General features: G+C 67.6%; 31 protein-coding genes. 8 read left to right on the top strand and 23 right to left on the bottom strand.

The genetic code is table 11. The features are described from left to right. Positions 1-11: 11 nt before the first annotated feature. The 14 genes from ABGI63_RS19075 to ABGI63_RS19010 form a co-directional block, all read right to left on the bottom strand. A complete protein-coding gene (locus tag ABGI63_RS19075) occupies positions 12-1,187 on the bottom strand; it encodes an acyl-CoA dehydrogenase (protein WP_137942287.1) in 1,176 nt (391 codons plus the stop codon). Positions 1,188-1,227: 40 nt separating this feature from the next. Beyond that, a complete protein-coding gene (locus ABGI63_RS19070; RefSeq protein ID WP_349743972.1) occupies positions 1,228-1,635 on the bottom strand; it encodes a RidA family protein in 408 nt (135 codons plus the stop codon). After that, entirely contained in the window at positions 1,632-2,060 is a 429-nt protein-coding gene (locus ABGI63_RS19065; RefSeq protein ID WP_349743971.1) for an acyl-CoA thioesterase, read from the bottom strand. The genes ABGI63_RS19070 and ABGI63_RS19065 overlap by 4 nt, the downstream gene beginning before the upstream one ends. A gap of 4 nt (positions 2,061-2,064) precedes the next feature. Further along, complete coding sequence (locus ABGI63_RS19060) at positions 2,065-2,778, bottom strand: ABC transporter ATP-binding protein (RefSeq protein WP_432767442.1); 714 nt, start codon at positions 2,776-2,778, stop codon at positions 2,065-2,067. Beyond that, a complete protein-coding gene (locus tag ABGI63_RS19055; protein ID WP_349743970.1) occupies positions 2,775-3,539 on the bottom strand; it encodes an ABC transporter ATP-binding protein in 765 nt (254 codons plus the stop codon). The genes ABGI63_RS19060 and ABGI63_RS19055 overlap by 4 nt, the downstream gene beginning before the upstream one ends. Then, positions 3,532-4,494, bottom strand: coding sequence for a branched-chain amino acid ABC transporter permease (locus tag ABGI63_RS19050; RefSeq protein WP_349743969.1), 963 nt, complete (start codon positions 4,492-4,494; stop codon positions 3,532-3,534). The genes ABGI63_RS19055 and ABGI63_RS19050 overlap by 8 nt, the downstream gene beginning before the upstream one ends. Before the next feature lie 2 nt (positions 4,495-4,496). Further along, the gene (locus ABGI63_RS19045) at positions 4,497-5,417 is read right to left on the bottom strand and encodes a branched-chain amino acid ABC transporter permease (protein ID WP_349743968.1); all 921 of its coding nucleotides are present in this window, start codon (positions 5,415-5,417) and stop codon (positions 4,497-4,499) included. A 7-nt stretch (positions 5,418-5,424) separates the two neighbouring features. Then, positions 5,425-6,573, bottom strand: a complete 1,149-nt coding sequence (locus tag ABGI63_RS19040; RefSeq protein WP_349744179.1) for an ABC transporter substrate-binding protein — start codon at positions 6,571-6,573, stop codon at positions 5,425-5,427. Positions 6,574-6,639: 66 nt separating this feature from the next. Continuing rightward, positions 6,640-8,265 carry an AMP-binding protein gene (locus tag ABGI63_RS19035; RefSeq protein ID WP_349743967.1) on the bottom strand — a complete coding sequence of 542 codons (1,626 nt, stop codon included), beginning with the start codon at positions 8,263-8,265 and terminating at the stop codon, positions 6,640-6,642. 12 nt (positions 8,266-8,277) lie between these two features. Continuing rightward, positions 8,278-9,423, bottom strand: coding sequence for an acyl-CoA dehydrogenase family protein (locus ABGI63_RS19030; protein WP_349743965.1), 1,146 nt, complete (start codon positions 9,421-9,423; stop codon positions 8,278-8,280). A gap of 1 nt (position 9,424) precedes the next feature. Next, positions 9,425-10,264: an enoyl-CoA hydratase family protein gene (locus tag ABGI63_RS19025; RefSeq protein WP_349743964.1), complete on the bottom strand. Its 840-nt coding sequence runs from the start codon at positions 10,262-10,264 to the stop codon at positions 9,425-9,427. Between the two features lie 15 nt (positions 10,265-10,279). Continuing rightward, the gene (locus ABGI63_RS19020) at positions 10,280-10,765 is read right to left on the bottom strand and encodes a MarR family winged helix-turn-helix transcriptional regulator (protein ID WP_349743962.1); all 486 of its coding nucleotides are present in this window, start codon (positions 10,763-10,765) and stop codon (positions 10,280-10,282) included. Beyond that, positions 10,765-11,520: an SDR family NAD(P)-dependent oxidoreductase gene (locus tag ABGI63_RS19015; protein ID WP_349743960.1), complete on the bottom strand. Its 756-nt coding sequence runs from the start codon at positions 11,518-11,520 to the stop codon at positions 10,765-10,767. The genes ABGI63_RS19020 and ABGI63_RS19015 overlap by 1 nt, the downstream gene beginning before the upstream one ends. A 1-nt stretch (position 11,521) precedes the next feature. Continuing rightward, positions 11,522-13,882, bottom strand: a complete 2,361-nt coding sequence (locus ABGI63_RS19010; protein WP_349743959.1) for a bifunctional salicylyl-CoA 5-hydroxylase/oxidoreductase — start codon at positions 13,880-13,882, stop codon at positions 11,522-11,524. Positions 13,883-14,075: 193 nt separating this feature from the next. Between ABGI63_RS19010 and kynB the strand changes: the two genes are divergently transcribed. The 8 genes from kynB (at position 14,076) to ABGI63_RS18970 (ending at position 21,262) form a co-directional block, all read left to right on the top strand. Beyond that, entirely contained in the window at positions 14,076-14,711 is a 636-nt protein-coding gene (gene kynB, locus ABGI63_RS19005; RefSeq protein ID WP_349743957.1) for an arylformamidase, read from the top strand. 19 nt (positions 14,712-14,730) lie between these two features. Further along, on the top strand, positions 14,731-16,029 hold the full coding sequence (gene kynU, locus ABGI63_RS19000; RefSeq protein WP_349744177.1) for a kynureninase: 1,299 nt from the start codon (positions 14,731-14,733) through the stop codon (positions 16,027-16,029). Next, positions 16,026-16,877, top strand: a complete 852-nt coding sequence (kynA, locus tag ABGI63_RS18995) for a tryptophan 2,3-dioxygenase (protein ID WP_349743956.1) — start codon at positions 16,026-16,028, stop codon at positions 16,875-16,877. Before kynU ends, kynA begins: the two co-directional genes overlap by 4 nt. A 52-nt stretch (positions 16,878-16,929) precedes the next feature. Next, positions 16,930-18,753 carry an aminopeptidase P family protein gene (locus tag ABGI63_RS18990; protein WP_349743954.1) on the top strand — a complete coding sequence of 608 codons (1,824 nt, stop codon included), beginning with the start codon at positions 16,930-16,932 and terminating at the stop codon, positions 18,751-18,753. Between the two features lie 206 nt (positions 18,754-18,959). Continuing rightward, the gene (locus tag ABGI63_RS18985; RefSeq protein WP_349743953.1) at positions 18,960-19,292 is read left to right on the top strand and encodes a hypothetical protein; all 333 of its coding nucleotides are present in this window, start codon (positions 18,960-18,962) and stop codon (positions 19,290-19,292) included. Positions 19,293-19,434: 142 nt separating this feature from the next. Further along, positions 19,435-20,229, top strand: coding sequence for a hypothetical protein (locus ABGI63_RS18980; RefSeq protein WP_349743952.1), 795 nt, complete (start codon positions 19,435-19,437; stop codon positions 20,227-20,229). Between the two features lie 133 nt (positions 20,230-20,362). Next, the gene (locus ABGI63_RS18975) at positions 20,363-20,983 is read left to right on the top strand and encodes a L,D-transpeptidase (RefSeq protein ID WP_349743951.1); all 621 of its coding nucleotides are present in this window, start codon (positions 20,363-20,365) and stop codon (positions 20,981-20,983) included. Positions 20,984-21,028: 45 nt separating this feature from the next. Next, positions 21,029-21,262 (top strand): hypothetical protein, encoded by a 234-nt coding sequence (locus ABGI63_RS18970; RefSeq protein WP_349743950.1) that lies wholly within the window; start codon positions 21,029-21,031, stop codon positions 21,260-21,262. Positions 21,263-21,272: 10 nt separating this feature from the next. On the opposite strand, the gene ABGI63_RS18965 is transcribed toward ABGI63_RS18970, so the two are convergent. The 9 genes from ABGI63_RS18965 to ABGI63_RS18925 all read right to left on the bottom strand — a co-directional run bounded on the left by ABGI63_RS18965 (position 21,273) and on the right by ABGI63_RS18925 (position 26,732). Beyond that, entirely contained in the window at positions 21,273-22,070 is a 798-nt protein-coding gene (locus tag ABGI63_RS18965; protein ID WP_349743949.1) for a LytR/AlgR family response regulator transcription factor, read from the bottom strand. Continuing rightward, positions 22,067-23,173, bottom strand: a complete 1,107-nt coding sequence (locus tag ABGI63_RS18960; RefSeq protein WP_349743948.1) for a sensor histidine kinase — start codon at positions 23,171-23,173, stop codon at positions 22,067-22,069. Before ABGI63_RS18960 ends, ABGI63_RS18965 begins: the two co-directional genes overlap by 4 nt. Before the next feature lie 106 nt (positions 23,174-23,279). Next, complete coding sequence (locus ABGI63_RS18955) at positions 23,280-23,540, bottom strand: hypothetical protein (protein WP_349743947.1); 261 nt, start codon at positions 23,538-23,540, stop codon at positions 23,280-23,282. 580 nt (positions 23,541-24,120) lie between these two features. Then, on the bottom strand, positions 24,121-24,909 hold the full coding sequence (locus ABGI63_RS18950) for a DNA adenine methylase (protein WP_349743946.1): 789 nt from the start codon (positions 24,907-24,909) through the stop codon (positions 24,121-24,123). Between the two features lie 162 nt (positions 24,910-25,071). After that, the gene (locus tag ABGI63_RS18945) at positions 25,072-25,359 is read right to left on the bottom strand and encodes a hypothetical protein (RefSeq protein WP_349743945.1); all 288 of its coding nucleotides are present in this window, start codon (positions 25,357-25,359) and stop codon (positions 25,072-25,074) included. Next, positions 25,356-25,532 (bottom strand): hypothetical protein, encoded by a 177-nt coding sequence (locus tag ABGI63_RS18940; protein ID WP_349743944.1) that lies wholly within the window; start codon positions 25,530-25,532, stop codon positions 25,356-25,358. The genes ABGI63_RS18945 and ABGI63_RS18940 overlap by 4 nt, the downstream gene beginning before the upstream one ends. Beyond that, positions 25,522-25,887: a hypothetical protein gene (locus ABGI63_RS18935; RefSeq protein ID WP_349743943.1), complete on the bottom strand. Its 366-nt coding sequence runs from the start codon at positions 25,885-25,887 to the stop codon at positions 25,522-25,524. The genes ABGI63_RS18940 and ABGI63_RS18935 overlap by 11 nt, the downstream gene beginning before the upstream one ends. Further along, positions 25,888-26,325, bottom strand: coding sequence for a DUF5675 family protein (locus ABGI63_RS18930; RefSeq protein WP_349743941.1), 438 nt, complete (start codon positions 26,323-26,325; stop codon positions 25,888-25,890). It lies immediately after the preceding gene. Then, entirely contained in the window at positions 26,322-26,732 is a 411-nt protein-coding gene (locus tag ABGI63_RS18925; protein WP_349743940.1) for a hypothetical protein, read from the bottom strand. Before ABGI63_RS18925 ends, ABGI63_RS18930 begins: the two co-directional genes overlap by 4 nt. Between the last annotated feature and the right edge of the window lie 43 nt (positions 26,733-26,775).

The following is a 26,775-nucleotide window of genomic DNA, read 5'->3' as shown; positions in this document are numbered from 1 at the left end:
GCCTCGTCTCCTCAGAACGCCGCAATTCCCGTCATCGCCCGCCCCAGTATCAGCGCATGGATGTCATGCGTGCCCTCGTAGGTGTTGACGACTTCCAGATTGACCAGATGGCGGGCGATGCCGAACTCGTCGGAGATGCCGTTGCCGCCCAGCATGTCGCGCGCGACGCGGGCGATGTCCAGGGCCTTGCCGCAGCTGTTGCGCTTCATGATCGAGGTGATCTCGACGGCGGCCGTGCCCTCGTCCTTCATGCGGCCCAGGCGCAGGCAGCCCTGCAGGCCCAGGGTGATCTCGGTCTGCATATCGGCCAGCTTCTTCTGCACCAACTGGTTCGCGGCCAGGGGCTTGCCGAACTGCTTGCGGTCCAGCACGTACTGGCGGGCCTTCATCCAGCAGTCCTCGGCGGCGCCGAGCGCGCCCCAGGCGATGCCGTAGCGGGCGCTGTTCAGGCAGGTGAACGGACCCTTCAGGCCGCGCACCTCGGGGAAGGCGTTCTCCTCGGGGCAGAACACCTCGTCCATCACGATCTCGCCGGTGATCGAGGCGCGCAGGCCCACCTTGCCGTGTATGGCCGGCGCGCTCAGGCCCTTCCAGCCCTTCTCCAGCACAAAGCCACGTATCTGGCCGCCGTCGTCCTTGGCCCAGACGACGAAGACATCGGCGATCGGGCTGTTGGTGATCCACATCTTGGCGCCGCTGAGCGAATAGCCGCCGTCGACCTTCTTGGCCCGCGTGATCATCGAGCCCGGGTCCGAGCCATGGTTCGGTTCGGTCAGGCCGAAGCAGCCGATCCACTCGCCGCTGGCCAGCTTGGGCAGGTATTTCTGCTTGGTGGCCTCGGAGCCGAACTCGTTGATCGGCACCATCACCAGCGAGCTCTGCACGCTCATCATCGAGCGGTAGCCGGAGTCGACGCGCTCGACCTCGCGGGCCACCAGGCCGTAGCAAACATAGTTCAGGCCGGCGCCGCCGTACTGCTCGGGAATGGTCGGGCCCAGGAGACCCAGCTCGCCCATCTCGCGGAAGATGCCGGCATCGGTCTTCTCGTGGCGGAAAGCCTCCAGCACGCGCGGCGCCAGGCTGTCCTGGCAATAGGCGCGGGCGGCGTCGCGCACCGCGCGCTCATCGTCGGTCAGTTGCTGCTCCAGCAAGAGCGGGTCGTCCCAGTGGAATTGGGCCTTGGCCATGGTCAGTCTCCTTTAGATACTACAAAAACTCGGGCTCATCCTAGCCCTGCGCAGGCAACACCGCTGTCACCTCGATTTCAAGCTTCGCACGGTCCTCCATCAGGCCCGCCACCTGCACCGCGCTCATCGCGATCCCGTACTCCTGACCCAACACCTCGCGGTAGGCCTGGCCGACCTCGCGGCCGCGCGCCAGGTACTCGCGCTTGTCCAGCAGATACCAGGTCATGCGGGTGATGTGCTCGGGACCGGCCCCGGCCTCGGCCAGCACGGCCTTGATGTTCAGCAAGGTCTGGCGCACCTGGGCGATGAAGTCGTCGCTCTCGAACTGGCACTGGCCGTTCCAGCCGATCTGGCCGGCAACGAAGATCTGCTTGCCCGTGGCGGCCACACCATTGGCATAGCCGCGCGGCGCGGCCCAGTCGGCAGGCTGAAGGATTTGTTTCGTCATGTCTTGTCTCCTGCGGCTCGCTCCAGGGCGGCGCGCAAATCATCGGGAAAGGGAGTGGGCTGGTGCGTGTCCAGCGAGGTGCAGACCAGCACCTGCTCGAAGGCCACACGCTGGCCGTCGGGCCCGTCGAAGGAGATGGCCAGGCTCAGCGAGCTGCGGCCCAGCTTCTGAATCGCGATGCGCTGCGTCAGCACATCGCCCATGCGGCTGATGCGCCTGAAGTCGGTGCCCAGGTGCACCGTCGGCATGCCGACGCGGCGCGGGCCCAGCAGCTGCGCATAGTCGACGCCCAAGCCCTGGGTGAACCAGTCCTCGACCAAGGCATTGAGCATCTCGAAGTAGCGCGGGTAGAACACGATGCCGGCCGGGTCGCAATGGCCGAAGCGCACCAGTTCCTGCCGCTCGAAAACACAGGCGTTTGTCATTCGCTCAGACCCCCAGATAGCGCTGCCACAGGCCGTGGTCGGCATCCAGCGCCGCCGAATCGCCGGCCCAGACCACCCGGCCGCGCTCCAGGATGCTGTGCCTGTCGGCCAGCCGTATCAGGCGCCGCACATACTTGTCCACCACCAGAATCGTCTGGCCGGCCTCGCGCAGCCGGTCCAGACAGCGCCAGATCTCCTCGCGTATCAGCGGGGCCAGGCCCTCGGTGGCCTCGTCCAGAATCATCAGCTTCGGGTTGGTCACCAGCGCCCGGCCGATGGCCAGCATCTGCTGCTCGCCGCCGGAGAGCTGGTTGCCCATATTCGAGGCCCGCTCGCGCAGCCGCGGGAACAGCTCGAACACCCGCTCGACATCCCAGGGCTGGCTCGCGCCGCTGCGGTTGCCGGCAAAGGCCTGCAGATGCTCGCGTACCGACAGGTTCGGGAAAATCTGCCGGCCCTCCGGCACGATGGCCAGGCCCAGGCGCGCGATGCGGTCGGCGCTCCAGCCGGTGACATCCTGGCCGGCGAAGCGGATGCGGCCCTGGCTCGGTACCATCCAGCCGGTCAGGCAGCGCAGCGTGGTGCTCTTGCCCATGCCATTGCGGCCCAGCAGGGTCACGACCTCGCCGGCCCTGATCTGCAGGTCCAGGCCGAACAGCACCTGGCTGCTGCCGTAGCAGGCTTCCAGCCCGCTGATCTCGAGAATGGCTTCGCTCACAGTGCGGCCTCCATCTCGTCGCCCAGATAGGCCTTCTTGACCTCGGGATGCTCGCGGATCTCGGCCGGCGTGCCGCTGGCGATGACCTTGCCAAAAACCAAAGTGGAGATGCGGTCGGCCAGCCGGAACACCGCGTCCATGTCATGTTCCACCAGAAGCAGGGTCAGGTCTTGCGCGCGCAAGGATTGCAGCAGCTCGACCATGCGCTCCGATTCGTCCGGCCCCATGCCCGCCATCGGCTCGTCCAGCAGCAGCAGGCGCGGCCGCGCCGCCAGCGCCAGGCCCACCTCCAGCTGGCGTTGCTCGCCATGGCCCAGGCTGCCGGCCGGGCGGTCTGCATGCCGGCCCAGGGCGATGCGCTCCAGCAGCGCAGAAGCCTCGGCATAGGCGGCCTCGTCCTTGACGGCCGCGCGCCACCAGCTCGGCTGGCCGGGCCGGCGCGCGTGCACTGCCAGCGCCAGGTTGTCCAGCACCGAGAAGCGCTTGAAGATGCTGGTGATCTGGTAGGAGCGCACCAGGCCGGCACGCACCCGGGCGGCCATGCCGACAGGCGTCAGGTCTTGCCCGGCGAAGTGGATCCGGCCGGCATCCGAGGCCATTGCCCCGGAGATCTGGTGGATCAGGGTAGTCTTGCCGGCGCCGTTCGGGCCGATCAGCGCATGGACCTCGCCGGCGCGCACCTCGAAGGAGGCATGGTCGGTGGCGGCCAGCGCGCCGAAGCGCTTGACCAGGGATTCGACTTTCAGCAGCGGCTCAGCCATGGACGGCCTTCCTTCTACGCTTGAACATCCCGACCAGGCCCTGGGGTGCGAACAGCACCACGCCCAGCAACACCACGCCCAGCGCCATCTGCCAATGCAGGGTGTAGCCGGCCAGCACCTCCTCCAGCAGCAGGAAGGCCGCCGCGCCCAGCGCCCCGCCCCACAACGAGCCGGCACCGCCGAGGATGACCATGATCATCAGCTGGCCCGATTGGGACCAGTGCATGGTGTGCGGCGTCACCAGGCCGTTCAGATTGGCCAGCAGCGCGCCGGCCAACCCGGCGATCGCGCCGGCCAGCACGAAAGCCTGCCACTGCACCGCAAACACACGGGCGCCGACCGCGCCCATGCGGGTCTCGTTTTCCTTGATGCCCTGCAGCAGCCAGCCGAAGGGCGAGTTGACCAGGCGCTGCAGCAGGCCCATCACCGCGACAAACAGCGTCAGCACGACCCAGAAGAAGATCGCGTCGTCCTTCAGATCGACACCCAGGGCCGAGCGTGCCGGCAGCGGCAGACCGTCCTCGCCGCCATAGGCCTTCAGCGAGATCACCAGGTAATAGAACATCTGGGCGAAGGCCAGCGTGATCATGATGAAGTAGACGCCGCGGGTGCGCAGGCTGATCGCGCCGATCAAAGCCGCGGCCAGAGCCGACACCAGCATCGCGGCCGGCCAGGCGATCCAGGCCGAGGCCACGCCGGCGTCCATCAGGATACCGACCGTGTAGGCGCCCAGGCCGACAAAAGCCGCATGGCCGAAACTGACCATGCCGCCAAAACCCAGGATCAGGTTCAGGCTGGACGCGGCGATCGCGAAGATCAGCAGCCGGCTGGCCACGCCGATATAGAACTCCAGGCCGAATGCCGTCAGCAGCGGCGGCAGCGCCGCCAGCAGGGCCAGCAAGGGCCAGGTCCACAGACCCAGGCCGCGATGATGAAGTTGACTCTGTCTCGCCATCATTAGCCTCTCGCCGGGAACAGGCCCTGCGGCTTCCAGAACAGCACCGCCGCCATCAAGACATAGATCAGGATCGACGCCAGCGCCGGGCCCAGGTTGGCGGCCACCTCGGCCGAGGCCAGCTGGCGCAGCAGGGCCGGCAGCAAGGTGCGGCTGCAGGTATCGACCAGGCCCACCAGCAGCGCGCCGACCAGGGCGCCGCGGATCGAACCGATGCCGCCGATCACGATGACGACAAAGGCCAGGATCAGGATGCTCTCGCCCATGCCCACCTGCACCGCCAGGATAGGCCCCAAGAGCGAGCCGGCCAGCGCGCACAGTGCCGCGCCGAAGCCGAACACCGCAGTGAACAGCCAGCGGATATTGACCCCCATCGCGGTGGCCATCGCCCGGTTCGACGCCCCGGCCCGCACCCACATGCCGATGCGGGTGCGCGTGACCAGCAGGTAGAGCAGCCCCGCCACCGCCAGCCCCACCCCGATGATCAGCAGTCGGTAGGCCGGATACATCAGGCCGGGCAGCAGCTCGACCGGACCCGACAGCGCGGCCGGCGTGTTCAAGAGCACCGGCTGCGCACCCCAGATCATGCGCACGCCCTCGTTGCAGATCAGTATCAGCGCGAAGGTCGCCAGCACCTGGCTCAGGTGATCGCGGGCATAGAGCCGGCGCAGCAGGCTCACTTCCAGCAGCATGCCGAAGGCCGCCGTGCCGGCCAGCGCCGCGCCTATGCCGAGGCCGAACGATCCGCTGGCCTCGGTGACGGCGGCCATCAGATAGGCGCCCACCATGTACAGCGAACCATGGGCCAGATTGATCATGTCCATGATGCCGAACACCAGGGTCAGCCCGGCGGCCAGCAGGAACAGCATCAAGCCGAACTGCAGGCCGTTCAAGGCCTGCTCGACAACGAGGATCCAGTCCATCCGATGCTTACTTCATCTTGCACGAGGCCGCATAGGCGTCCGCGTGATTCGAGAAGATCTTGCCGAGTGTCTTGTTGGTCACACGGCCCTGCGTGTCCTTGGTGATCACGCGCAGGTAATAGTCCTGCACCGGGTACTGGTTGTTGTTGTACTTGAAAGGCCCGCGCACCGAGTCGAACTTCGCGGCCTTCAGCGCCTTCAGCACGGCCGGCTTGTCCTCGACCTTGCCCTTGACATCGCGCACCGCGGCGGCGATCGACAACGCCGCGTCATAGCCCTGGCTGGCATAGAGCGAAGGCAGGCGGCCGTAGTCCTTCAGGAAGTCGGCGACGAACTTCTTGTTGGCCGGGTTGTCCATGTCATGGGCCCAGTGCGAGCTGTTGAACATGCCCAGCATCGGCTCGCCGACGGCCTTGATCACATCCTCGTCGGCCGAGAAGCCGGGGCCGAACAGGGTCACATCCTTGGACAGGCCGGCGCCGACGAACTGCTTGATGAAGTTGATGCCCATGCCGCCCGGCAGGAAGATGTACATCGCATCGGGCTTGGCGGCGCGGGCCTGGGCCAGTTCGGCCGAGTAGTCGAGCTGGCCGAGCTTGGTGTAGATCTCGTCGGCCACCGCCCCCTTGTAGAAGCGCTTGAAGCCGGTGATCGCATCCTTGCCCGCGGGGTAGTTGGGGGCCAGCACGACGACCTTCTTGAAGCCCTTGTCCATCACGGTCTTGCCGACCGCCTCGTGCAGATTGTCGTTCTGCCAGGCGACGTTGAAGAAGTAGGGGTTGCACTGCTCGCCGGCGTACTGCGAGGGGCCGGCATTGGCTGACACATAGGGCGTCTTGCTGTCGAAGACGCTGGGGCCGACCGCCAGCATGATGTTGGAGAACACGATGCCGGTCATGAAGTCGACCTTGTCGCGCTTGAGCAGACGCTCCGAGGTCTGCTTGGCGACATCGGGGTTCTGCTGGTCGTCGGCCGTGATCACCTCGACCGGCAGACCGCCGAACTTGCCACCCGCATGCTTGACGGCCAGATTGAAGCCGTCGCGGATGTCCACACCCAGGCCGGCGCCGGGGCCGGACAGCGTGGACAAGAGACCGATCTTGACCTTGTCCGCCGCCCAGGCGCTGCCGCCGGCGGCACTGAGTCCCAACATCATCGCGGCATACAGAACAGCAAGGTTTTTCTTCTTCATACCAATCTCCGTAGGGGTGGGGTGGATGGTTCAGCCTTCTTGGCGCAGACGGAATCGTTGCAGCTTGCCGGTCTCGGTGCGTGGCAGGCTGGCGCGGAACTCTATCGCACGGGGGTATTTGTAGGGGGCGATGTTCGCCTTCACATAGTCCTGCAGCTCGCGCACCAGGGTCGGGTCTTGCCCGAGCTGCTCCTGCACACCGGGACGCAGCACGACAAAGGCCTTGACGATCTGGCCGCGCTCCGCGTCGGCCACGCCGACCACGCCGCACTCAGCCACCTTGGGGTGGGCCAGCAAGGCGCTCTCGACCTCGGGGCCGGCGATGTTGTAGCCACCCGAGACGATCATGTCGTCGGTGCGGGACTGGTAGACGAAGAAGCCCTCATCGTCGATCAGGTAGGCGTCGCCGGTCAGGTTCCAGCCGTTCTTCACATACTTGCCCTGGCGGGCGTCGGCCAGGTAGCGGCAGCCGGTCGGCCCCTGGACGGCCAGCTTGCCGATCTGCCCCGCAGGCAAGACCTGGCCCTCATCGTCCATCACGCAGGCGCGGTAGCCGGGCACCGGTGTACCGGTGGCGCCGGGCTTGGCCTGCGCCTCGGTGTGCGAGATGAAGATGTGCAGCAGCTCGGTGGCACCGATGCCGTCGATCATCTCGATGCCGCTGGCCTCCTTCCACAGCTGCCGGGTGGCGGCCGGCAGCGCCTCGCCGGCGCTGACGCATTTGCGCAGGCTGGCGATGTCGTACGCGCCGACTTGGGACGCCATCACCCGGTACGAGGTCGGCGCGGTGAAGCAAACGGTGGCGCGGTACTGGGCGATGGCCGGCAGCAAGGCGTCGGGCCCGGCCTTCTCCAGCAGCACGGTCGAGGCGCCGACACTCATCGGGAACAGCACCAGGCCGCCCAGGCCGAAGGTGAAGGCCAGCGGCGGGCTGCCAATGAAGATGTCCGACGCCTCGGGCCGCAACACATGGGGCGGCCAGCAGCGGCAGATCGCCATCACGTCGCGGTGGAAGTGCATCGTGCCCTTGGGCTCGCCGGTCGTGCCCGAGGTGAAGGCGATGATGCAGCAGTCGTCAGAAGCGGTCTCGACGTTGGCGAACGCGGCGGGCTTGCCGGCGGCGCGGGCCTCGATGCCGTCCGGGGCCTCGCTGAAGTAGTAGGCGACCGATTTCAAGGTCGGGCATTGCGCCTGCGCCAGCGTCAGCTCCTCGGCCAGGCGTGCATCGCACAGCGCATGGCTGACCTGGGCCTTCTGCACCACCTGGCACAGCTCCTTGGCGCGCAGCAGCGGCATCGTCGCGACCGCGATCGCGCCGACCTTCATGATCGCGAACCAGCAGGCCGCCATCTGCGGCGTGTTCGCGCCGCGCAGCAGCACTCGGTTGCCGGGCACCACGCCCAGATCCTCGACCAGCACGCGGGCGATGCGGTTGGCCTGGGCCTGCAACTGCGCATAGGTCCAGTGCACGCCGACACCCTGCATGCACAAGCGCTCGCCCTGCCCCTGCTCGACCCAGCGGTCCAGCAGCTCATGCGCGCAGTTCAGCCGCTCGGGGAACTGCAGCTCGGGCAGATCGAACACCAGCTCCGGCCACTGGTCCTTGGGCGGGAGGTTGTCGCGTGCAAAGGTATCCAGGTGGGCGGTGTAGCTCATGTCGTCTTCTCTTCAACCGTTCTTCAGTAGGTCTCGACCGATGATCAACTGCTGGACTTCGCTGGCCCCCTCGTAGATCCGCAACGCGCGGATCTCGCGGTACAGCGACTCGACGATCTCGCCGCGCCGCACGCCGCGCCCACCGTGCAGCTGCACGGCGGCGTCGATCACCTGCTGCGCGCCCTCGGTGGCCATCAGCTTGGCCATGGCCGCTTCGCGGGTGATGTTGTGGCCTTGATCGCGCTGCCAGGCGGCGCGGTAGACCAAGAGGGCCGCGCTGTCCACCGTGCAGGCCATGTCGGCCAGCTTGGCCTGCGTCAAGGGCAGATCAGCAAGAGTCGCGCCAAACATCGGCCGCTCGTGCGCCTGGCGCAAACCTTCTTGCAGCGCGCGCCGCGCAAAGCCCAGCGCGGCGGCGGCGACCGAGGTGCGGAACACATCCAGGGTGCGCATCGCCACCTTGAAGCCCTCGCCCGGCACGCCGATCATCTGGCTCTTGGACACGCGGCAGTTCGTGAACTTCAGCCGCGCCAACGGGTGCGGTGCGATCACCTCGATGCGCTCGGCGATCTCGAAGCCCGGCAGTCCCGCATCGACGATGAAGGCGCTGATGCCACGCGATCCCGGAGCTTCCCCAGTGCGCGCGAACAGCACATAGAAATCCGCGATGCCCCCGTTGGAAATCCAGGTCTTCTCGCCGTTCAACAGATAGCCGTCGCCGTCTTCGGTGGCGCTGCACTGCATCGCCGCGACATCGGAACCGGCCTCGGGCTCGGACAGCGCAAACGCCGCCAGCGCCTCCCCGCGCGCCACGCGCGGCAAGTAACGCTCGCGCTGCGCCGGCGTGCCCATCAGCGAAATCGCGCCCGAGCCCAGGCCCTGCATCGCGAAGGCGAAATCGGCCAGGCCGTTGTAGCGCGCCAAGGTCTCGCGCAGCAGACAGATCGCCCGGGTGTCTATGGCCTCGCCCTCGCCGGCCACCGCGTGGTTCAGCCAGCCGGCCGCGCCCAGGGCCTTGACCAGTTGCTTGCACTGGGCGTCCACATCGTCTTCACCGTGTGCATGATCCAGGTGCGTGGCGCACCAGGCATCCAGCTCGCGTGCCAGCGCACGGTGCTTGTCGTCGAAGAAGGGCCAGGCCAGGTGTTTCAGGTGCATCTCAGTTGCCCTCGAAGACGGGTCGCTGCTTGGCGACAAAGGCGTGATACGCACGATGGAAATCCTGGGTCATCATGCAGATCGCCTGCGCCTGTGCTTCCGACTCGATCGCCTCGTCGACGCCCATGGCCCATTCCTGGTGCAGCATCTTCTTGGTCATCGCATGGCCGAAGCCCGGCCCTTCGGCGATCTGTGCGGCCCAGGTCAGGGCCTCGGCTTGCAGCGCCTCGGGCTCGGCCAGCCGGTTCATAAAGCCCCAGCTCAACCCTTCCTCGCCGCCGAGGCTGCGGCCCGAATACAGCAGGTCCGAGGCGCGGCCCTGGCCGACGATGCGCGGCAGGATGGCGCAGGCGCCCATATCGCAGCCGGCCAGGCCGACGCGGGTGAAGAGAAAGGCAGTCTTGCTGCGCGCGGTACCGACGCGCAGGTCCGAGGCCATCGCGATGATGGCGCCGGCGCCGGCGCAGACGCCGTCGATGGCCGAGATCACCGGCTGCGGGCAGGCCCGCATCGCCTTGACCAGATCGCCGGTCATGCGGGTGAAGGCCAAGAGATCCGGCATGCTCATCTTGGTCAGCGGGCCGATGATCTCGTGCACATCGCCGCCGGAGCAGAAATTGCCGCCGGCGCCCTGCACGACGATGACGCCGACCTCGTCCACATAGCTCAGCGTGCGGAACAGATCGCGCAGCTCGGCATAGGACTCGAAGGTCAGCGGGTTCTTGCGCTCGGGCCGGTTCAGCGTGATCACGCCGACCGCGCCCTCCTGGCGCCAGCCGAAGTGCTGCGGCGCAAAGCCCGCCAGGCTGCGGCGATTGCCGGCGATCAGATGTTGGTCCATATGACTTCTTTCTTTCTACTTCCTGGTTGTCTCGGCCAGATGTGTCTTCAGACCCGCCAGCAGTGCATAGACCTGGGCCTTCTCCTCGGCGCTCCAGCCGCTGAGCAGCTCGACGATCCAGCCCTCATGCGTCGCGGCCATGCGCTTGAATTGGCGCTTGCCGGCCGGCGTCAGCTTGACGGTGAAGCTGCGGCGGTCGGTCGCGTGCGGCTCGCGCTGCACCAGCCCTTCGGCCTCCAGCTGATCGGTGATGCCGGTGACATTGCCGCCGGTCACCATCAGGCGCTGCGAGAGCTCACGCATCGCCAGGCCCTCCGGATTCCGCTCCAGCTGGGCCAGCAGATCGAAGCGCGGCAAGGTGGTGGCGAAATCGTGGCGCAGGCGTTGGCGGATCTGGTCCTCGATACGGGTCGTGCAGGCCAGCAAGCGCAGCCACAGCTTCAGCGCCTGGTGGTCCTGGTCATTGACGCGGGATTCGATATCGGGGCTCTCGTCCAGCATCACATCAGCTCCCCGCCGCAGACCGCGATCGCCTGGCCGGTGATCGCGCCGCTGTCGCGCCGCGCCAGCCACAGCACGCTGGCGGCCACCTCTTCGGGCTGTACAAGCCGGCCCTGCGGGTTGCTGGCGGCCAGCTCGGCGCGCGCCGCCTCGGCGCTGCGGCCCGTCTTCTCGCTGATGGTCGCCACCGCCTGCGCGACGATGTCGGTCTCGGTATAGCCGGGGCAGACCGCGTTGACCGTCACGCCCTTGCGCGCCAGCTCCAGCGCCATCGCCCGGGTCAGCCCGAGCACGCCATGCTTGGCCGCGCAATAGGCCGCCACATAGGCATAGCCCTTCAGCGCGGCGGTGCTGGCCACATTGATGATGCGGCCGAAGCCGCGCTCGCTCATGCCCGCCATCACCTCGCGCGAGCACAGAAAAGTTCCGGTCAGATTGACGTTGAGCAGTTGCTGCCACAGCGCCAGGCTGGTGCGATGCAGCGGCGCGGTCTCGACCTGGCCGGCGTTGTTCACCAAGATGTCCACCGCGCCGACGGCCGCGAAGGCTGCTTTCACGCTGGCCTCGTCGCCGATGTCGACGGTCTGCACCGCAACATCGCCGCCGAGCAGCGCCTGCTGCGCCTGCAGCTTCTCGATGCTGCGGCCCATCAGCGTCACGCGCGCGCCGCCCGCCAGCAGGCGAGCCGCCACCGCCGCGCCGATGCCGCTGCCACCGCCGGTCACCACCGCATGCAGACCTTGAAGCTCAGTCACATCAAACTCCCAAGGCCTTGTTGGCCTGCTCCAGCGCGGACATGCCCGCGCCGGCCGCAGCCTGGGCCCGCTGCCGCTCGAACTCGCGCTCCAGCTGCACCTTGCCGGCCTGGTATTGCGGCGGCCAATCGACGCCCTGCCCGCCCAGGTAGCCGATGCGCGCGGCCTCCGTCAGCGTCCAGGCCGGATTGGCCAGATGCGGGCGGGCGATCGCGCACAGATCGGCACGGCCGGCCGCGATGATGCTGTTGACATGGTCGGCCTCGGAGATCGCGCCGACCGCGATCGTCGCGATGCCGACGCGGTTGCGTATGCTCTCGGAGAACGGCGTCTGCCACATGCGGCCATAGGTCGGCTTTTCCTTCTTGCTGACCTGGCCCGAGGAGACGTCGATCAGGTCGGCGCCGGCCGTCTTGAAGGCTGCGGCGATCTGCACCGCGTCTTCCGGCGTGATGCCTCCGTCCACCCAGTCATGGGCCGAGATCCGCACCGACATCGGTTTCTCTTGCGGCCAGATCGCGCGCATCGCGGCGAACACCTCCAGCGGATAGCGCAGGCGATTTTCCAAAGCGCCGCCGTACTCGTCGCTGCGCTGGTTGGTCAGCGGCGAGATGAAACTGGACAGCAGATAGCCGTGGGCGCAATGCAGCTCCAGCCAGTCGAAGCCAGCCGTCAGTGCGCGCCTGGTGGCGGCAACAAAATCGTCGCGAACACGGTCCATATCGTCCCGCGTCATCGCCCGCGAGACCTGGCTGACCCCATCCAGATACTGCTGGGGCGAGGCCGAGATCAGCGGCCAGTTGCCGCCCCCTTCCCCATCCCGCAGCGGCTGGTCGATGCCCTCCCAGGCCACCCGGGTCGAGCCCTTGGCGCCGGCATGGCCGATCTGGATCGCGATCTTGGCCGTGCTGTGGGCATGGACGAAATCGACGATGCGCTGCCACGCGGCGCCCTGCTCGTCGGTATAGAGGCCCGGGCAGCCCGGCGTGATGCGCCCATCGGCCGAGGGGCAGGTCATTTCGGCAAACACCAGGCCGGCACCGCCCATCGCGCGGGCGCCCAGATGCGTCAGGTGATAGTCGCCGGGCAGGCCGTCGACACAAGAGTACTGCGCCATCGGCGAGACGACGACGCGGTTCTTCAGCGTCAAGCCCTTCAGCGTGAAGGGCGTGAACATCGGCGGCACGGCCTTGGCGATGCCGCAGCGCTGGCCCAGCCATTGCTCGAAGCGCTCCACATAGCCGGCATCGCGCAGCCGCAGGTTCTCGTGCGAGATGCGCTGCGAGCGTGTCAGCAGCGAATAGGCGAACTGTTCGGGTGCCAGATTGGCGTGGCGGGCCACGTTCTCGAACCACTCGGTCGAGTTGCGTGCGGCGTTCTGGATGCGCAAGACCTCGATGCTGCGGGTGGCCTCGTAGTGCTGCAGCGCCGCTGTCAGATCGCCACCGTGGGCGCCGATGTCCCGTGCCAGGCCGATCGCATCTTCGAGCGCCAGCTTGGTGCCGGAGCCGATCGAAAAGTGAGCGGTGTGGGCCGCATCGCCCATCAGCACCACCGGCGCGCGGCCGTTGTGATGCACCCAGTGCTTGCAGACCACGCGCGGAAAGCGTATCCACTGGGCCGAGCCGCGCAGATGCGAGGCGTTGGAGATCAGCTTGTGGCCGTCCAGCACCTTGGCGAACAGTTTTTCACAGAAGGCGATGCCCTCCTCCTTGCTCATCGCCTCCAGGCCGGCGGCCTGCCAGACGCTCTCCGGCGCCTCGACGATGAAGGTCGAGTGCGTCTCGTCGAAGCGGTAGGCATGGGCCTGGAACCAGCCCCACTCGGTGGACTGGAAGTCGAAGGTGAAGGCATCGAACAGCTTGGTCGTGCCCAGCCAGACGAAGCGGCATTGGCGCAGATCGATATCGGGCTGGTAGGTGGCGGCGTACTTCGTGCGCAGCCGGCTGTTCAGGCCGTCGGCCGCGATGATCAGGTCGGCGTCGATGTCGGCATCGTCCTGCACATCGCTCTGGTAACGGATCTCCACGCCCAACTCGGCGCAACGCTCCTGCAGGATGTTCAGCAATTTCATGCGGCCGATCCCGCAGAAGCCGTGGCCGCCGGAGACCTGGGTCTGGCCCTGGATATGGACCGCGATATCGTCCCAGTGATTGAAGGCGTCGAGGATCTGCCCGGCCGTCTTGGGGTCGGCTTCGCGCAGCGCTGCCAGGGTCTGGTCGGAGAACACGACACCCCAGCCGAAGGTGTCGCCGGCGCGGTTGCGCTCCAGCACGGTGACCTCGTTGGTCGGGTCCTGCTGCTTCATCAGCAGCGCGAAATACAGACCGGCGGGACCGCCGCCTATGCAGGTGATGCGCATTCCTGGATCTCCAGAGTTGGGCTAACTTTAGGCATCGATAGTTTAAGTGTCAATTACTTTCAGCCTGTGCCAAACTCGGGACTTACCCGCGATCAGCACATCGAACGCCGCTTTCAAGTCCTGTTGGAATTAACCGACACCACGGCCTGCGCTGCCTTGTTAAGGTGCCGCCGCTGTTGAAAAGGAGTCCTCCATGAAACGACGCCTCTGGGATATCTCCCCCGTCGTGGCGAGCGATTCGCCCATCTTCCCGGGCGACGAGCCCTATGCGCTGCGCTGGACCGCGCGGCTGTCGACGCTTGAGCCGGTTTGTCCGGTCAATCTGAGCGCGATCACGATGTCGCCCCATGTCGGCGCGCATGCCGATGCGCCGCTGCACTACGCCGATGGCGTGGCCAGTGCGGCCGAGGTCGATCTGGACGCCTATCTGGGCCCCTGCCGTGTGATCCATGCGATCGCTTGCGGGCCGCTGATCCGCATCGAGCACCTGCAGCATGCGGCGCAGGACCTGCCGCCGCGCGTGCTGGTGCGCTGCTGCGAGAGGGCCGACACGGCCTGGAACCCGGACTTCACGGCCTATGCACCCGAGACCGTCGAATGGCTGGCTGCCCAGGGCGTGCGCCTGATCGGCCTGGACACGCCCTCGGTCGATCCGGCCAGCAGCAAGAGCCTGGACAGCCACCAGCAGCTCTTGCGCCTGGACTTGCGCGTGCTGGAGAACCTGGTGCTCGACGAGGTCGCCGAGGGCGACTATGAATTGATCGCGCTGCCACTGAAGTTGGCTGGCGCCTGTGCATCCCCCGTGCGCGCCGTGCTGCGTGCGCTTTGATGGAGTTTGAGTGATGACGATGAAGACAAGAGACGAAGCGCTGGCACGCGACGCCGCCGATCCGCTGCGCGGCCTGAAGGCCCAGTTCGAGCTGCCCGCCGGCGTGATCTATCTGGACGGCAATTCGCTGGGCGTGCTGCCTAAGGCCACCGCGGCGCGCGTGCAGGACGTGATCGCCCGCGAATGGGGCCAGGACCTGATCAAGAGCTGGAACACGGCCGACTGGATGCATCTGCCCGAGCGGGTCGGCGACAAGATCGCCCGCCTGGTCGGCGCGGCGCCGGGCGAGCTGATTGTTGCGGACTCGACCTCGCTGAACCTCTACAAGGTGCTGGCCGCGGCGATCCGCATCGCGCAAGCGGATGCCCCGCAGCGCAAGGTGATCGTCTCCGAGCGCAGCAACTTCCCGACCGATCTCTATATCGCCGAGAGCCTGTGCGCCCAGCATGGCATGAGCCTGGAGCTGGTGGACAGCGTGGACGAGATCCCGGCGACGCTGAACACCGAGCTCGCGGTGCTGATGCTCACCGAGGTCAATTACCGCACCGGCTACCGCCACGATATGGCGGCGCTGACCGCTGCCGCCCAGGCCGCCGGCGCGCTGACCGTCTGGGACCTGGCCCATTCGGCCGGCGCGGTGCCGGTGGACCTGAACGGCGCCAAGGCCGACTTCGCGATCGGCTGCGGCTACAAATACCTGAACGGGGGCCCCGGCGCGCCGGCTTTTGTCTGGGTGCATCCGCGCCACACCGACCGCTTCTGGCAGCCCTTGTCCGGCTGGATGGGTCATGCCGCGCCCTTCCAGTTCACGCCCGGCTATCAGCCCGCGCCCGGGGTGCGCCGCTATGTCTGCGGCACCCCCTCGGTGATCGCGACATCGGCGCTGGAATGCGGCGTCGACACGGTGCTGGCGGCCGAGCCGCTGGGCGGCATGGCGGCGCTGCGCGAGAAGTCGCTGGCGCTGACCGAGGCCTTCGCGGCATTGGCCGAGGAGCGTTGCGGCGAACTGGGCGTTTATGTGGTGTCGCCGCGCGAAGCAGTGCGGCGCGGCAGCCAAGTCTGCCTGGCCTTGAAAGCGCCTCTGGACCAGGCCGGCTATGCCGTGGTTCAGGCCCTGATCGCGCGCGGCGTGATCGGCGATTTCCGCGCCGGCGATCCGGCCCGGCTGGACCAGGTGCCGCACATCCTGCGCTTCGGCTTCACGCCGCTGTACATCGGCTTCGCCGAGGTCTGGGACGCCATCGAACACCTGCGCCAGGTGCTGGCCAGCGGCGAATGGCAAGAAGCACGTTTCAATGAAAAATCGGCGGTCACATGAGTTGCCCTCTCCATCACACCGAGAACGTCGTCAAGGAAGAAGGCGCCCAGCTCGACTTCTCCAAAGACATGAGCTACGGCGACTACCTGCACCTGGACCAGGTGCTGAGCGCCCAGCATCCGCTCTCGCCCGACCATAACGAGATGCTCTTCATCGTCCAGCACCAGACCTCGGAGCTGTGGATGAAGCTGATGCTGCACGAGCTGCATGGCGCGGTGCGCCATGTCGCGGCAGACCAACTGCCCGAGGCCTTCAAGATGCTGGCCCGGGTCTCGCGCATCATGGAGCAACTGGTCCATGCCTGGGATGTCTTGGGCACGATGACGCCGCCCGAGTACAGCGCGATCCGGCCCTATCTGTCGAGTAGCAGCGGCTTCCAGAGTGCGCAATACCGCCAGATCGAGTTCATGCTGGGCAACAAGAACGCGGCCATGCTCAAGCCCCATGCGCACCGGCCCGATCTGCTGGCCGCCGTGCAGCAGGCCTACGAGACCCCGTCGCTGTACGACGAGGTCCTGCGCCTGATGGCCCGGCGCGGCATCGCCCTGCCGGCCAGCCACACCGCGCGCGACTGGACCCTGCCCTATGCGGCCGACGAAGGCGTGCAGGCCGCCTGGCTGCAGGTCTACCGCGACCCCAAGGCCTTCTGGGATCTGTACCAGATGGGCGAAGAATTGGTCGATCTGGAGGACGCCTTCCGGCTCTGGCGCTTCCGCCATGTGACGACGGTGGAGCGCGTGATCGGCTTCAAGCGCGGCACCGGCGGCACCGGCGGCGTCAGCTATCTGCGCAAGATGCTGGACGTGGTGTTGTTCCCCGAACTCTGGACCCTGCGCACCGAGCTCTAGAATCGCGGCTCAGCCCACAACGGCGCTCACGAGGCGCCATGCCGGAGACATCATGGACACCCGCAGCTCCCCCATCACCCTGCGCATCGAGCGCGTGCGCGACGCCCTGCGTGCCAGCGGCACCCATGCCGCCCTCGTGCCCTCGGCCGACCCCCATCTGTCCGAGTACCTGCCCGAGCGCTGGCAGGGCCGGCAATGGCTGTCGGGCTTCAGCGGCTCGATGGGCACCCTGGTCGTGACGCTGGAGCGCGCCGCCGTGTTCGCCGACAGCCGCTACTGGTCGCAGGCCGAGCGTGAGCTGGCCGGCACCGGCGTCGAGCTGGTCAAGATCCCGACCGGCGCGGCCACCCATTACATCGAGTGGATTGCCGAGCAGTTGCAGCCGGGCCAGGCCCTGGCGGTGGACGGCCAGGTGCTGGGCCTGGCGCTGGCCCAGCAGCTGCGCGCCGCGATGCTGCGCGCCGGCATCAAGCTGCGCACCGATGTCGATGTGGTCGAGTCCGCCTGGGAGGGTCGTGCCGGCCTGCCCGCTGCGGCCATCTATGAACACCTGCCGCCGCACGCGGCCGTCAGCCGTGCCGACAAGCTGGCCCAGGTGCGCGCCGGCATGGCCGCCGTCAATGGCGGTCAGGGCGCCAGCCACCACTTCATCTCCACCGTCGACGACATCGCCTGGCTGCTGAACCTGCGCGGCGCCGATGTCGACTACAACCCGGTCTTCCTGGCCCATCTGCTGCTGGATGCCCACAGCGCCACGCTGTTCGTCGGCGCCGGCAAGCTGCCGGCCGAGCTGCAGGCCCGGCTGGCGGCCGATGGCGTGCGCGTGGCCGACTATGCCCAGGCGCCGCAGGCCCTGGCCGCCCTGCCTGCCGAGGCCGTGCTGCTGCTGGACCCCAAGCGCGTGACGCTGGGCCTGCGCGAGGCGGCCCCGGACGAGGTGCGCGTGGTCGAGTCCATCAACCCCAGCACCCTGGCCAAGAGCCGCAAGACCGCCGCCGAGGCCGGCTTCGTGCGCGAGGCGATGGCACAGGACGGCGCCGCGATGTGTGAGTTCTACGCCTGGTTCGAGGCGGCGCAGGCGCGCGGCGAGCGCATCACCGAGATCACCATCGACGAGAAGCTGACGGCCGAGCGGGTCAAGCGTCCCGGCTTCGTGGGCCTGAGCTTCCCGACCATCGCCGGCTTCAACAGCAATGGCGCGATGCCGCACTACCGTGCCACGCCCGAATCCCATGCCGAAATCCGGGGGGACGGCCTGCTGCTGATCGACTCGGGCGCCCAGTACCTGGGCGGCACGACCGACATCACCCGGGTCTGGCCGATCGGCCAGGTCAACGCCGCCCAGAAGCGCGACTACACCCTGGTGCTCAAGGGCATGATCAACCTCAGCCGCGCGGTGTTCCCGCGCGGCACGCTGAGCCCGATGCTGGATGCGCTGGCGCGCGTGCCGATGTGGGAGCAGGGCCTGGACTTCGGCCACGGCACGGGCCATGGCGTCGGCTACTTCATGAACGTCCATGAAGGCCCGCAAAGCATCTCCAAGGCCGTGCCCGACGCGAACATGGCGATGGAACCCGGCATGATCACCTCCAACGAGCCCGGCGTGTACCGTCCCGGCCAATGGGGTGTGCGCATCGAGAACCTGATCCTGAACGTCCCTCACGACACGCCCGAGCAGGGCCAGTTCGGCGATATGTTGCGCTTCGAGACGCTGACACTGTGCCCGATCGACACACGCTGCATCGACCTGAGCCTGATGCGCAGCGATGAGATCGACTGGCTCAACCGCTATCACGCCGAAGTCCGCCAGCGCCTGAGCCCGCTGCTCGGCGCTGAGGCGCTGGCCTGGCTGCAGCAGCGCACCCAGGCGATCTGAGCACCGCCAACAGCACAAGCAAGGGGCCTCACGGCCCCTTTTTCATTGCAGCCGCCAACCGCAGTAGCAATTGCTGACAGCCACCGTCCTACAGGCGCATGCGCCACCTTCCGATTCTTCTGCCCCCGCCAGAAGCCTAGATTTGAGTCAGGCCCCACGGCCTTCCGTTGACGAAGCCCTCAGAACCTCAATCAAGGAGTTATGACATGAAAATCTCGCAAACCCTGACGACGATTTCTGCTGCAGCGGCCCTGGTCGGCGCCATCGGCCTGGCCTATGCGCAGACCTCGGAACAGACCCCGGCCAGCAGCGACAGCCAGACCATGGCGCCCGCGCCGGCCGAGCAGCAAGCCCAATCGACCGAGATGAGCCCGGCGGCACCGAGCACCCAGACGGCCCTGCCGGAGACGGGCAGCACCGCGCAGCCCTCGACTCAGACCCCGCCGGTCGACAGCAGCACGCCGGCGCCGATGAGCACAGCCCCTGCTGACAGCAACGCGCCGCTGACCGAGCGCGCCCCGCGCGCCGATCGCAACTGAGCCGTCTTCATGAGCTTCAGCCGCCCGCTCTGACGAGCGCCGGTTGAACAAGGTCCCCAAGCCTCCCGGATCCGATTCCGCTGCGCTTCGGGACCTTGTTTCATGAAGCCCCACATCCGCCACGTTCAGCCCCCCGCTCATCGTGTACAGATCCTATTGCCCACCGCCCCGCTTCGAGCTGCCACCCCGCGCCGAATTGCTCGGCGGGCTCCGACAGGGCCTGCTGCTGGGCGCTGCGTTCCTGGCCTTGATCTTGCCGCCGAACGGCTCCGGGCTGGGCAGGGACAATGCCGGCGCCCCGCTGGCCGTTGCCCGGCAGACCAGCACCGACGCCCCCCGCCTGGCCGACTTCCGGGCCCAGCCGGCTTCTGAGCCCGCCCGCCGGGTCGCCAACTGGGCCGTCGCCTCGGGTGACCACCGCGCGATGCCTTTCGTCATCCTGGACAAGCTGGAGGCCCGCGTCTTCGTGTTCGACGCCCAGGGCCGTCTGCTCGGCGCCAGTCCGGTGCTGCTCGGCGCGGCGGTCGGTGACGACAGCGTGGCCGGCATCGGCAAGCGCCCGATTGCCGAGGTGCGGCCCGAGGAGCGCACCACCCCGGCCGGGCGCTTCATCGCCGAACCCGGGCGCAACTCGATGGGCGAGGATGTGATCTGGGTGGACTATGACGCGGCCGTGTCCATGCACCGGGTGCGTGCGCTCGAGCCCAGCGAGCGCCGGCTGGAGCGCTTGGCCTCGCCCAGCCCGGCCGACAACCGCATCTCCTACGGCTGCATCAATGTGCCGCAGCGCTTTTACGAGGCCGTGCTGCGCAAGACCTTCCGCAGCCAGCGCGGCGTCGTCTATGTGCTGCCCGAGGTCAAGGCGCTGGACGCCGTGTTCGACAAGCTTCCCAGCCAGCGCGCTCCTGTCGCGACGGCCCAGCTGAGCCGGAGATAAGAGGCCTTGGCCTGCTTGATTCCGCCTTGATCGGCCCGCCGCGTGCATACCATTGCCGCTATCGATACCGGGCCGAGCCCGGTTTGCGGCAACGCAGCAGACGACGGGGGCGGAAATGGGGTTCAGAGCCTGGATGGGCGTTTTTTGCATCGGCAGCGTCCTCGCCGGCGCCTGCCATGCCGGCGCCGACTTTGCCGGGGAGCCCGCCTCGCCGGCGGCCCGCAGCCAGGCCGACTGGGTGCTGAGCCAGCACGACCACCAGGGCCGCCCTTTCGCCATCGTCGACAAGCGAGACGCCCGGCTGTATGTATTCGCCGGCAGCGGTCAATTGCTGGGTGCGGCGGCGGCGCTGCTGGGTTCGGCGCCGGGTGATCATGCGGTGCCCGGCGTGGGCCAGCGCGCCCCGTCCGAGATCCTCCCCTTCGAGCGCACCACGCCGGCCGGACGTTTCGCGTCCGAACCGGGCCGCAATCTGCAGGGCGAAGCGGTGGTCTGGTTTGATTACGAGGCCGGTCTGGCCATCCATCGCCTGCGCCCGGCGGCGGCCAGCGAGCGTCGCCCGCAGCGGCTGCAGTCGGACACGCCCGATGACAACCGGATCTCGCTGGGCTGCGTGGTGGTCGCGGTGGACTTCTACGAGGCCGTGGTCGGGCCGGTGCTGGGTCGGCAGCGCGGCATCGTCTATGTGCTGCCCGAGAACCGGGCGTCGCTGCTGGCCGGCGGCGCACTGGAAGCGGCGGCCCCGGCCCACTAGACTTGGAACGAGGGCTGATCGATCACGCCCCAGCAGGAGACCATCATGGACAGCAAGCACTGGCTCGGCAGCCTTCAGTCCCTCCGCCAGCATGGTTCGATGCGCTTCTTGCACCGCTTCTCCGACAGCGCCTTGCACACGGTGCTGATGCTGGCCGTGCTGCTGCTGACCGTGCTGGCCCTGTTCCAGGCCGCCAGCCTCGGCGTCGCGGTCTGGCAGCTCGAACCGGTCGTCGTGCAGGGCCAGTCGCAGGCTCTGCAGCCCCCCATCAAGCGCTGAGCCGGCCGGCCTACATCTGCCGGAACAGGTGCAGATAGCTGCGGCTGACCGGCAGCACCTCGGCGCGGCCGCGCAGATGCAGATCGGCCGTTTCATTCGGGCCACGGGTCACATGGCTGATCGCACGCAGGCTCACCACCACCGAGCGGTGCACCTGCACAAAGACCTGCGGGTCCAGCTGCTCGATCAGTTCGCGGATCGGCGTGCGTATCAGCGCCTCGCCCTCGTTCCAGACCACCAAGGTGTACTTCTCATCGGAGCGCATGAAGATGATGTGCTCGACCGGGATCAGTTTCAGGCTGGCGCCCACCGAGGCCCGCAGCCACTGCAGATAGGCCGGCGCCGGTGCCGCCGCCGTCACCGGCGTGCGCAGCCGCTCGGTCAGCTGCGCAATGGCGGCCTCCAGCGCCGCGTCGACGCCGGCGGCCGGCGCCGCGCCGCGCAGCCGCTCCTGCAGCCGGCCGACCGTATCGGCCAGGCGGGCCGATTCGACCGGCTTGACCAGATAGTCCAGCGCGCCCTGCTCGAAGGCCTGGACCGCGTACTGCTCGTAGGCGGTGACGAAGACCAGATGAGCCCGCCGCGCCATCGCCCGGGCTGCCTCGACCCCGTTCAAGCCCGGCATATGCACATCGAGAAACACGATGTCGGGCTGCAGGCGCTCGAACAGCGCCACCGCCTCGCGCCCGTTGCGCGCCTGTCCCAGTACCTGCAACTCGGGCCAGGCCTGGGCCAGGCCGCGCGCCAGGCTGTCACGCAGCAGCGGTTCATCGTCGGCAATCAGGGCGGTCGGTGCACTCAGGGTCATGGCTTGAACTGGATCTCGGCCCGCAGGCCCCGGGGCAGATTCTCGGTCAGATCCAGGCGGGCCGAGGCCCCGTACACCACCTGCAGGCGCTCGCGCAGATTGCGCAGTCCGGTGCCCGCCCCCATGGGCTGAAGCAGGCCGACACCGGAGTCGCTGACCCACAGGCACACCGACCCCTCGGGATCCAGCCGGTGGCCCGAGACCTCGATGCTGCCGCCTTCCTCGCTCGGATCGATGCCGTGCCGCACCGCGTTCTCCACCAGGGTCAGCAAGGCCATCGGCGGAAAGCGCAGGCACAGCAGCTCGGCCGGCACCTGGATACGGTAGTTGAGCCGATCCGGCATGCGCAGATGCATCAGCTCCAGATAGGCCCGCACCAGAGCCAGCTCATCGCCCAGGCTGGCCGCCTCGTCATGCAGGCGCGGCATCGCGGCGCGCAGATAGGCGATCAGACTGCCCAGCACCGGCGCAGCCTGGGCCGAGCCGGTCTCGACCAGGGCGCGCACATTGGCCAGGGTGTTGAACAGAAAGTGCGGCTCCACCTGGGCCTGCAGCAGGCGCAGCCGGGCGTCCAGCGCACGCCGCTCCAGCTCGCTGCGCTCCAGCTCGAAGCGCAGGGCCTGGCTGCGCGCCTCGGCATCGCGTTGCCGGTACAGCGCCCCCATGGCCAGCAGCGGCCCGATCAGCAGGCCCGAGCCGGCGATCCACAGAAAGCCCAGCAACCGCCCCTCACTGCGCAGCAGGCTGCCGATGTCGCCACCCACCGCCACCAGATAGACCAGCAAGGTGGCCACCGGCACGCTGAAACCGACCACCAGCACCTGGAACAGCCAGCGCGCCAGCCAGGTGGGCAGACGTCGCGGCCATTGCCCCGCCGCCGAGAAGGCCAACAAGGCCAGCAGGGCCACGAACAGCGTGCGGCCCAGCAGCACCGGCAAGGGCGTGATGAAGACCGGCGTCAGCAACAAGGCGGCGATGACGGCCACACCCGAGGCCAGGCCCAGGCGCCATGGCGTCAGGTAGGCCACAAAACCCTGCCAGGCCTGGCGCTGGCTGGGCAGGGTCGGCCGCGGTGCTAGCTCGGGAAGATGTGCCTCATACATGCCCACACGATAGCGGGCGCCGGGTGTCGGACCAAGCCCGCGCGAGGCCTGACGCGACGAAGCACGGAATGACGGTACTTAGCGACGGATTTGCCGACCGCCTGGATCAGGCCCGCGCGGCGGACAGCGAGCCGCCGCCACACATCACGACATCGCGTCCGGCGTTGACGGCAAAGCGCAGCGCGTCGGACGGCGAGGCCCAGCCATAGCCGCCGGCCAGGTTCTCATCGCGAAAGGCTTCCTGACGGGGTGCCTTGCCACGCACCCGCATCACCACCACGGCCGCAACATAGCCAAAGGTGCGGGGCCGCTCGATCGCGCCGGCATAGATGCGGAAATCTCCCGCGTCAACTTCCTCAAAGTGCATGTGATGCTCCTTTGCGGCGCCCACCGCCGCTGTGTGGACCTGACTATCGGCCCGACCGCCCTGCATGCCTATACGACTGAAGGGGGCCCTCGAAAGGGGGGTGTCGACAACGATGGCCACAAAGCAAAAAGCCAACCCTGGTGGGTTGGCTTTTGCATGATTCACCAGGTGAATCTTGGAGGAGAGGGGGGGATTCGAACCCCCGAGACGTTTCCGTCCGCCTGATTTCGAGTTCTATCCGCGCAGCTTGCATGGACCGCACTCCTGGGGAAACGGGCGTGCGCCATGTGCGGGAGTGGCATCTTTTGCGGCGTTTATGCCAAATTCCCCCGCACACTACGGGAACCGGATACTGTATAAACAGCCAGTATGAAACCGACCGAATTTTGGTACTGGCAGATGACTGACCAGTGGGGGCGCCGGCGCCGGTCGCCTTGCCGCTACCGGGAGGCTGATGCCCTGGCGCGCGACCCGACAGCTGAGCGCATCCCAGGCACCTGCGTGATCATCGATGTGGCCGAGACTGATGCGGAGCTGGCCGCCAGGGCGCCGACGAATCGGCATCTGCTCTAGCCCGCCGTCAGAACAACCCCGCCGGCTCACTCGCCTGATCCCAGGACCAGATGATCAGCTCGCGGCGCGGCGATGGCTTGTCGCCGCCGGCCACGCTGTAGGTAATGTCCACTGTCTCCATGTGAAACCCAGCGAAGCAAGCGCGGATGGCCGGGTGGTCATTCAGGCTGACGATAGCTTTGCCCTGCAGCCGCCGCATTTCGGTGGCCATGGCCTCGTACTCACCGAACGGGAACGGCACACCATAGCCCTCGGTTTCCCAGTACGGCGGGTCCATGTAGAAGAAGGTGTGCGGGCGGTCATAGCGCTTGAGGCAGGCGCGCCAGTCCAACTGCTCGATGTAGGCGCTGGAGAGACGCAGGTGGGCGGCGCTGAGCTGCTCCTCGATGCGCAGCAGGTTCATCGGCGGCGCCGTCGTGGCGGTGCCCCAGTTCTGGCCCTGGACCTTGCCGCCGAAGCACTGGTGCTGCAGATAGTAGAAGCGCGCCGCCCGCTGCAGATCGGTCATGGTCTCGGCCGGCGTGTCCTGCAGCCAGGTGAAAACAGCCCGGCTGGACAGCATCCACTTGAACTGCCGGACGAACTCTTCTAGGTGGTGCTTGACCACCCTGTAGAGGTTGATCAGCTCGCCGTTGACGTCGTTGATGACCTCAACTTCAGCGGGCGGGCGCAGGAAATACAGCGCGGCGCCGCCAGCAAAGACCTCGACGTAGCACTTGTGTGCCGGAAAGCGAGGAATCAGGTGATCGGCCAGGCGTCGTTTGCCGCCGATCCAAGGGACGATAGGGTTTGCCAATGTGAGGCTCCAGGTGGTTGATACACTCGCCCCGCCTCCCGGGAGGTGGTGGGGCCTTGGCTGGGCTCACAGGCATGCTCTGTGGGTTTGGTGGCCGGCCTGGGTGTTAGCGCATCCAGGCCGGCCGCCCTGCTTTTGTTTGCTGCTACGGTTCCTTTCGATTCAACGAGCACGCCCGGTCGGCCAGCTGACGCGGCGCCCGTGGCGCACAGCCTCGATGATCTCGACCTGGTGCTGCTGAGCCAGCAGGCGGGCGACATCGCGCCAGTCGGCCGGGCTCAAGGGCTGACCGTCGTTGCGCAGGGCGCCCTCGATGTAGGCCACGCCGGCGCCGAGCAGCTTGACATGGGCCACGGCGCCATAGGCCAAGCGCAGCGCATAGCCGCCTGGCTGGTCATAGCCACGCAGCAGCAGCGTCGACGGCTCGGCGTGCCAGTGCATGCTGCTCATTGCGGCCACGCCCGCACCAGCGCCCCATGCCGGGCGCGGCACTCAGCCGCCGCCGCCTCGCGCTGCAGCATGGTCTCGATCACGGCGCCGATGGTGACGCCATCGCCTTGCGGCCAGGCCGGGCCGGTCCAGCAGGGCGCGGCCAGCTCGGCGGGCGGTGGGCTACTCGACACGCGGATCGGCGCCGGCGTGCCGCAGCCGATCAAGCACAGTAGCAGGCACAGGCAGATCTGCCATCGGCACGGTGCCGCCGGCGGGGCAGGAAATCGGGCGCTGTAGCTCATGGCGGACCTCGGGTAGGGCCAGGGCGGCAGCGGCCCTGATTTGCTGCGCCTGTGCGGCGTATTCGGCGGCGGCCTGGCTTTGGCGGCGGGTCTCTTGGGCGGCGTGGGTAGCGATCGCGCGCTCGCGCTGCAGCTCGGCGGCGTCCCACTGGCCCTGCACGCGGCCGGCGCCAAGGTGCCAGGCCAGCGCGAGTGCAGACGCCTGGACGGCAGCGAAGGTCAGCAGGCGCGGGCTGATGACCACTTACCGGATCTCCAGCTCAAACGGCCGGCCGGCGCCCCACTCCATCAGCCTGGCCAGCGCCTCTTTGCTGCGCAGGCCCGCTTGCTGCGAGATGCCCTGGCGGTTGTTGAGCGCACCGAGCGCCATGGCCGGGGCGATGCAGCCGAGCAGGTCGCTGTCAAAGCCCAGCTCGGTGTTGCCGCCAAAGTTCGCGGCGTGGATCAGGATGTCGGAGCGGCCGGGCACATCGCGCACGCCGTAAACGCGGCCGAAGCGGGGGCTGTTGACGATCTCGCAGCGATAGATGCCGGGCGGGATGCTGCTCTTGCCGGTGAGGTTGTTGCGCCATGGCAGCTCAACGCTGTGCAGACACAAAGAGTCGCCCAGTTGGATGCGACCGAAGGTGCCGGCCGAGGTACTGGGGCCGCGGGTGAGCGTGGCACGCGGGAGGTCTTTCATGGCCTGCCTCCGATCGCGCTGCGGACATCGTCAGCCAGTTCGCCCAGATCCTTATCTCGACGTCGCTCCATCCAGCTGAAAGCAGCTCGCACCAGCAGCCACCCCGGCAGCCCGCAGGTGAACACGATGCCGAGCCCAGCCATCAGGGCTACATAGGTGTGGAGATCCGAGGCACCGATTACATGCCGCAGAAGGTCGAAATAGATGATGACCGCCGCCCCTCCAGCGAGGCTGGACAGCACGGTGCTGATCAACGCCACGGCCAGCTCGCTGGCGGTCTTGGGCCAGGTCATCAGCATGACAACGACGGCCGCGAGCGTGACGCCGCCGGCGGCGATGCCGGCAGCACCACCTAGGAGCTTCCATCCGGCCAGGCCGGCCACTCCGCTGGATGAGGGTTCGGGCATATGACTTTCCTTCTTTTCTAACGGACGTAAGAAAGCCCGCTCG

The organism is Roseateles cavernae (genome assembly GCF_040187885.1).
GTDB lineage: Bacteria > Pseudomonadota > Gammaproteobacteria > Burkholderiales > Burkholderiaceae_C > Roseateles_E > Roseateles_E cavernae.
This window is presented reverse-complemented; position numbering and strand designations above follow the sequence as displayed.

Bases quoted from the DNA above. Each gene is read 5' to 3' on its own strand.
- ABGI63_RS19075 (WP_137942287.1), bottom strand. From the start codon at position 1,187: ATGGCCAAGGCCCAATTCCACTGGGACGACCCGCTCTTGCTGGAGCAG.
- ABGI63_RS19070 (WP_349743972.1), bottom strand. From the start codon at position 1,635: ATGACGAAACAAATCCTTCAGCCTGCCGACTGGGCCGCGCCGCGCGGC.
- ABGI63_RS19065 (WP_349743971.1), bottom strand. From the start codon at position 2,060: ATGACAAACGCCTGTGTTTTCGAGCGGCAGGAACTGGTGCGCTTCGGC.
- ABGI63_RS19055 (WP_349743970.1), bottom strand. From the start codon at position 3,539: ATGGCTGAGCCGCTGCTGAAAGTCGAATCCCTGGTCAAGCGCTTCGGC.
- ABGI63_RS19050 (WP_349743969.1), bottom strand. From the start codon at position 4,494: ATGGCGAGACAGAGTCAACTTCATCATCGCGGCCTGGGTCTGTGGACC.
- ABGI63_RS19045 (WP_349743968.1), bottom strand. From the start codon at position 5,417: ATGGACTGGATCCTCGTTGTCGAGCAGGCCTTGAACGGCCTGCAGTTC.
- ABGI63_RS19040 (WP_349744179.1), bottom strand. From the start codon at position 6,573: ATGATGTTGGGACTCAGTGCCGCCGGCGGCAGCGCCTGGGCGGCGGAC.
- ABGI63_RS19035 (WP_349743967.1), bottom strand. From the start codon at position 8,265: ATGAGCTACACCGCCCACCTGGATACCTTTGCACGCGACAACCTCCCG.
- ABGI63_RS19030 (WP_349743965.1), bottom strand. From the start codon at position 9,423: ATGCACCTGAAACACCTGGCCTGGCCCTTCTTCGACGACAAGCACCGT.
- ABGI63_RS19025 (WP_349743964.1), bottom strand. From the start codon at position 10,264: ATGGACCAACATCTGATCGCCGGCAATCGCCGCAGCCTGGCGGGCTTT.
- ABGI63_RS19020 (WP_349743962.1), bottom strand. From the start codon at position 10,765: ATGCTGGACGAGAGCCCCGATATCGAATCCCGCGTCAATGACCAGGAC.
- ABGI63_RS19010 (WP_349743959.1), bottom strand. From the start codon at position 13,882: ATGCGCATCACCTGCATAGGCGGCGGTCCCGCCGGTCTGTATTTCGCG.
- kynB (WP_349743957.1), top strand. From the start codon at position 14,076: ATGAAACGACGCCTCTGGGATATCTCCCCCGTCGTGGCGAGCGATTCG.
- kynU (WP_349744177.1), top strand. From the start codon at position 14,731: ATGAAGACAAGAGACGAAGCGCTGGCACGCGACGCCGCCGATCCGCTG.
- kynA (WP_349743956.1), top strand. From the start codon at position 16,026: ATGAGTTGCCCTCTCCATCACACCGAGAACGTCGTCAAGGAAGAAGGC.
- ABGI63_RS18990 (WP_349743954.1), top strand. From the start codon at position 16,930: ATGGACACCCGCAGCTCCCCCATCACCCTGCGCATCGAGCGCGTGCGC.
- ABGI63_RS18985 (WP_349743953.1), top strand. From the start codon at position 18,960: ATGAAAATCTCGCAAACCCTGACGACGATTTCTGCTGCAGCGGCCCTG.
- ABGI63_RS18975 (WP_349743951.1), top strand. From the start codon at position 20,363: ATGGGCGTTTTTTGCATCGGCAGCGTCCTCGCCGGCGCCTGCCATGCC.
- ABGI63_RS18970 (WP_349743950.1), top strand. From the start codon at position 21,029: ATGGACAGCAAGCACTGGCTCGGCAGCCTTCAGTCCCTCCGCCAGCAT.
- ABGI63_RS18965 (WP_349743949.1), bottom strand. From the start codon at position 22,070: ATGACCCTGAGTGCACCGACCGCCCTGATTGCCGACGATGAACCGCTG.
- ABGI63_RS18960 (WP_349743948.1), bottom strand. From the start codon at position 23,173: ATGTATGAGGCACATCTTCCCGAGCTAGCACCGCGGCCGACCCTGCCC.
- ABGI63_RS18955 (WP_349743947.1), bottom strand. From the start codon at position 23,540: ATGCACTTTGAGGAAGTTGACGCGGGAGATTTCCGCATCTATGCCGGC.
- ABGI63_RS18945 (WP_349743945.1), bottom strand. From the start codon at position 25,359: ATGAGCAGCATGCACTGGCACGCCGAGCCGTCGACGCTGCTGCTGCGT.
- ABGI63_RS18930 (WP_349743941.1), bottom strand. From the start codon at position 26,325: ATGAAAGACCTCCCGCGTGCCACGCTCACCCGCGGCCCCAGTACCTCG.
- ABGI63_RS18925 (WP_349743940.1), bottom strand. From the start codon at position 26,732: ATGCCCGAACCCTCATCCAGCGGAGTGGCCGGCCTGGCCGGATGGAAG.